Source organism: Pseudomonas reactans, assembly GCF_013387025.1.
Lineage (GTDB): Bacteria > Pseudomonadota > Gammaproteobacteria > Pseudomonadales > Pseudomonadaceae > Aquipseudomonas > Aquipseudomonas reactans.
This window is the reverse complement of the sequence record NZ_JACAQP010000031.1, coordinates 67166-72072: the sequence shown is the minus strand read 5'-3', so window position 1 is coordinate 72072 and position 4907 is coordinate 67166. Positions and strand designations below refer to the sequence as shown.

6 protein-coding genes are annotated in these 4907 nt (G+C 59.8%); 5 read left to right on the top strand and 1 reads right to left on the bottom strand.

Annotation, left to right across the window (positions count from 1 at the left end; genetic code table 11):
- Positions 1-214 (top strand): hypothetical protein (locus tag HX793_RS31035; protein WP_218178788.1); only part of this gene is annotated, 214 nt, incomplete at its 5' end.
- 2 nt (positions 215-216) lie between these two features.
- Positions 217-2109, top strand: coding sequence for a penicillin-binding protein 2 (gene mrdA / locus HX793_RS24560; protein ID WP_016974809.1), 1893 nt, complete (start codon positions 217-219; stop codon positions 2107-2109).
- A 1-nt stretch (position 2110) separates the two neighbouring features.
- Here mrdA and HX793_RS24555 read toward each other — a convergent pair whose 3' ends face one another.
- Positions 2111-2512 carry a GFA family protein gene (locus tag HX793_RS24555; RefSeq protein WP_177053846.1) on the bottom strand — a complete coding sequence of 134 codons (402 nt, stop codon included), beginning with the start codon at positions 2510-2512 and terminating at the stop codon, positions 2111-2113.
- Between the two features lie 133 nt (positions 2513-2645).
- Here HX793_RS24555 and HX793_RS24550 point away from each other — a divergent pair, with 133 nt between their 5' ends.
- From HX793_RS24550 to HX793_RS31440, 3 genes are all read left to right on the top strand, one after another.
- On the top strand, positions 2646-3176 hold the full coding sequence (locus HX793_RS24550) for a sigma-70 family RNA polymerase sigma factor (protein ID WP_016974811.1): 531 nt from the start codon (positions 2646-2648) through the stop codon (positions 3174-3176).
- Between the two features lie 2 nt (positions 3177-3178).
- A complete protein-coding gene (locus HX793_RS24545) occupies positions 3179-4129 on the top strand; it encodes a FecR domain-containing protein (RefSeq protein WP_177053845.1) in 951 nt (316 codons plus the stop codon).
- A gap of 94 nt (positions 4130-4223) precedes the next feature.
- On the top strand, positions 4224-4907 hold a 684-nt coding region (locus tag HX793_RS31440), incomplete at its 3' end, for an STN domain-containing protein (RefSeq protein WP_256733923.1).

Below are 4907 nucleotides of genomic sequence, written 5' to 3'. Positions count from 1 at the left end.
TTTGGGCGGTCGAAAAGTTCAGTCGTCGTATATCAACCTGCCAACCCTGGGCTTCCTCTGCGCAATTGCTCTCATAAAACGGGTCATTAGCACGCCGTTCGGGAATTCGATGCAAAGTGTTTCCGCATTTTTGGTATGGTGCAGCACATTTTCACAGGGATTGAGCTTTCATCCGCAGGACGCGGCGTCGACCTTCTTCAACGAGATGCTGTAGAAATGCCTGAACCGATACCGATCAAAGATCACGAAAAAGAGAACCGCCTGGTCAACAAGCGCCTGCTCGCCTGTGCGCTGTTGGTGATTGGCATTACCTGCGCGCTAGTGGGGCGCATGTATTTCCTGCAGGTCGTACAGTTCGACTATCACTCGACGATTTCTGAAAACAACCGTGTCCACGTGTTGCCGATCACTCCCACGCGCGGGTTGATCTATGACCGTAACGGTGTGGTACTGGCCGACAACCGCCCCAGCTACAACCTGACCATCACCCGCGAACGCACCACCGACCTCAAGGGCGAGTTGGACGCTATCGTCAGCTTGCTGCACTTGCCTGCCGAAGATCGCGCTGTCTTCGACAAGGCGCTGAAGCAGGCACGCCATCCCTTCGTCCCTGTGACCTTGTTTTACGAGTTGACCGAAGAGCAGATCGCGTTGCTGGCCGTGAACGAGTTCCGCCTCCCAGGTGTAGACGTGGAACCGCAGTTCGTCCGCCATTACCCGTTGGGCGCTCACTTTGCGCACTCCATAGGTTACGTAGGCCGGATCAACGAGAAAGAATCCAAAGCCCTCGACTCCGTGGAGTACCGCGGTACGCAATCCATCGGCAAGACCGGTATCGAGCGCTTTTACGAGTCGGAGCTGCATGGCCACGTCGGCTATGAAGAAGTCGAGACCAATGCCCAAGGCCGCGTACTGCGCGTACTCAAGCACACCGACCCGATTCCCGGCAAAAACATCGTGCTGAGCCTCGACGTGCATCTCCAGGAAGCGGCGGAAGAAGCCTTGGGTGATCGCCGTGGTTCGGTGGTTGCACTGGATCCCCAAACCGGTGAAGTACTGGCTATGGTCAGCAAGCCAAGTTTCGATCCGAACTTGTTTGTCACCGGTATCAGCTTCAAGGAATACGCCGCGCTGCACGATTCTATCGACCGGCCGCTGTTCAACCGTGTGCTACGTGGTCTCTACGCGCCCGGCTCGACCATCAAGCCGGAAGTCGCCATCGCCGGCCTGGACAGTGGTGTTGTCACTGCTCAAACCCGCGTGTTCGATCCTGGCTACTACCAATTGCCGGACTTTGACCACAAATACCGCAACTGGAACCACAGCGGCGACGGTTGGGTAGACATGGACGCGGCCATCATGCGCTCCAACGACACCTATTTTTACGACCTGGCCCACAAGCTGGGCATCGATCGCCTGCACGACTATCTGGCTGAGTTCGGCCTGGGCCAGAAAGTCTCATTGGACATGTTCGAAGAGTCCGCCGGCCTGATGCCTTCCCAGGCCTGGAAGCGTGCCACGCGCCGCCAACCCTGGTTCCCGGGCGAAACTGTGATCCTCGGCATTGGTCAGGGCTACATGCAGGTGACACCGCTGCAACTGGCCCAAGCCACTGCACTGATTGCCAACAAAGGCGTGTGGAACCGACCGCATTTGGCCAAGACCATCAACGGCGTGCCGCCGGTGGATGAAAACCCGATGCCCAACGTGGTCCTCAAGGACCCACGTGATTGGGAACAGGTCAATCACGGCATGCAACTGGTGATGCACGACCCACGCGGCATTGCACGCGCTGCCGCACAAGGCGCGCAATACCGCATTGCCGGCAAGAGTGGTACGGCGCAAGTGGTGGCGATCAAGCAAGGCGAGCGCTACAACCGTGAGAAGACCCTCGAGCGCCATCGCGACAACGCCCTGTTCGTCGGCTTCGCGCCGGCCGAACACCCGAAGATCGTGATTTCGGTGATGATCGAAAACGGCGAGGCCGGCGGTCGCGTGGCAGGCCCGGTGGTGCGTCAGATCATGGACGCCTGGCTGCTCGACCAGGAAGGCCACCTGAAACCACAATATGCGACGCCGGCCAAAGCGCCCGGCGATCCCAAGGTGTGATTCAGGCTTTCCACTCGACCCATTGGTCTACGTCTTCGTAGGCCAGCCAAGGCACATCATGGGCGGTCCAGATGTGCGCGGTGGGCCTGACGCCCGGATCATCGTCCAGCGTCGCCACTCGCACAATGACGTGGGGTTGATGCCCTCGCTCCGCCATCAAGTGTGAACCGCAGCGCGAGCAGAAATACCGGCGTTTGCCTGGCGACGATTCGAAGGACGCCAGCAACGCCTCGCCCTGTGTCCAGCGAAAGTGTTCACGCATTACGCCGGCCGTCGCCACAAATGCCGCCGCATGCACCTTGCGGCAACTGTCGCAATGGCAGTGGCTGATGGGCATATCCAGGCTGTCCAGCTGATACTGCACGGCCTTGCAGAAACAACTTCCATGGAGCTGTTGAGTCATCGTGATCACCTCAAGGAGAGGGGGACAATTTACCTTTCGCCGACACGCTGCGCATCACACTCATACAAGCCATTGCCCTTATTCCTACATTGCTCTAAATTGCGAAGCGTTCTCATTCGTGCGCAATATCATTATGCCTTTGTCTGCTGGGCCTCATCCTTCCCACGAACCCATTGGCCAACTCTACGGTGACCACCACCGCTGGTTGGTTAGCTGGCTACGTTCGCGCCTGGGTTGCTCCCATCAGGCGGCTGACCTGGCTCAAGACACTTTCATCCGTCTATTGCTGGCCGAGCGCACGCAGCCGGTGGCCGCTGAGTTGAAGGAGCCTCGGCATTTCCTGGTGACAATTGCCAAGCGCGTCATGATCGACAGCTTTCGCCGCAAAGCCCTGGAGCAGGCTTATCTACAAGCCATGGCCGAGCAGCCGCGAGCCTATGCCATCTCGCCGGAGGAGCGGCTATTGGTCATCGAAACCCTGCAGCGCCTCGATGCCATGCTCGATGGTCTCGGGCGCAAGGCCAAGCGCGCCTTCTTGCTCTCGCAGTTGCAGGGCATGCCTTACAAGGACATCGCCGAACAGCTACAGGTCTCGGTGAGTTCGGTGACCAAATATATTGCCAAGGCCACCGAGCATTGCCTGATCTTCGCTTTGGAGCATTGAAGGTGACCCGTGACGCGCAGCGCCAAGCCCTCAGCGCGGCGGCCCATTGGGTCGCCCGCCTGGCGGCCGAGCCCGGTGACCTTGCGTTGCACGGGGCTTGGCTCGCCTGGCGAGATGAAAACCCGCTGAACCAATGGGCGTGGCAGCGCGTAGAAATGCTGCAAAGCCAGCTCCAGAGCCTGCCCGGCACGGTCGCCGTCAATGTGCTGGACGTCGCTGGCGACCAGTCCCGGCGATTTGGCCGCCGCGTGCTGCTCAAAAGTGCGGTAATCGGTGCCGGCGTGAGCGCCATTGGCTGGTCCGGCTATCGAGAGGCGCCACTGTGGATGGCCGATCAACGCACCACCACCGGCGAGCGTCACAGCCTGCGCCTGGACGATGGCACACGACTGTCCCTCAACACCGCCAGCGCGGTGGACATCCACTACACCGCCGAGCAACGCTTGCTGATTCTGCGTGCCGGAGAAATCCTCGTGGAAACGGCCCCCGACCCGCGTCCTTTGCGGGTGCGCAGTGCCCAAGGTGAAATGCGCGCGTTGGGCACGCGTTTTACCGTTCGCCAGTTCGATGACTTCACCGGCATGAGCGTATTGCAACACGCGGTGGCGGTGCGTCAGGGCATCGAACCGGCGGAAACCGTGATCACAGCCGGCCAGACCATCACGTTTGATGCCCAGCGCATGCTCTCCCTTCGGGCCAACGAACCTGGCGAAGGCGAATGGGCGCAGGGTCGGCTGATCGTCGACAACTGGCGCCTGGATCGCCTGCTGGCCGAATTGTCACGCTACCGGCCGGGTTACCTGGGATGTGCCTCTGAAATCGACCATCTGACAGTATCGGGTGCCTATTCCCTGGACGATATCGACCTGACCCTTAACGCCCTGACCCATGCGCTGCCAGTGCGCCTCAGTGCACGTACGCGCTACTGGACGACAGTCGTCCCGCGCGGTTGAAAATAATTATCAACAACTGTTGTCGATTTACCGCCCCTCGTTCGACTCCTCCTGCAAACCCCCCTTCATTCGTTTCACGTCATCAGGAGTCAACATGCGCGCAGGGCAAATCTCAGTCGCCACTCGACCGATTCGGTCATTTCGCAAAAAGCCTTTGCAGGTCGCGCTGTTTGGCGTGTCGTTGATGGTGCAAACCGGACTACTGGCCCCGCTGTTTGCGACAGGTTCCAACGCCATGGCGGCCAGCCAGCAGAAGGCTTTCGCGATTTCGCCTGGCCCATTGGGTTCGGTATTGAGCCGATTTGCCAGTGATGCCGGCGTGGTGTTGTCCTTCGATTCGGGCCTGACCGCAGGCAAGCAAAGTGCCGGTCTGCAAGGTACTTACAGCGTCGAACAAGGTTTTGCCCGATTGTTGGCGGGCAACAACCTGGCGCTGTCCGCCAATAACGACGGTAGCTACGGCTTGGCCCCCCAAGCCAGCACTGGCACCGTAAGCCTTGACGCCACCAGCATCAATGCCGAAGGGCTGGGTCTGACCACCGAAAACAGCAGCTCCTACACCACGGGGGCGGCCAGCACGGCGACGAAACTGCCGCTGTCCCTGCGCGAAACCCCGCAGTCGGTCAGTGTGGTCACCCGCCAACTGATGGACGATCAACACTTGTCCACCCTCAGCGAAGTGCTGAGCTTCACACCCGGCATCAGCAGCAACCACCGTGACAGCGAGCGCTACTCCTTTTACTCCCGCGGTTTCGAGATCCAGAACTTCCAGTACGAC

Excerpts from the sequence above, each read along its gene's own strand:
- mrdA (WP_016974809.1), top strand. The coding sequence starts at position 217 with ATGCCTGAACCGATACCGATCAAAGATCACGAAAAAGAGAACCGCCTG.
- HX793_RS24555 (WP_177053846.1), bottom strand. The coding sequence starts at position 2,512 with ATGACTCAACAGCTCCATGGAAGTTGTTTCTGCAAGGCCGTGCAGTAT.
- HX793_RS24550 (WP_016974811.1), top strand. The coding sequence starts at position 2,646 with ATGCCTTTGTCTGCTGGGCCTCATCCTTCCCACGAACCCATTGGCCAA.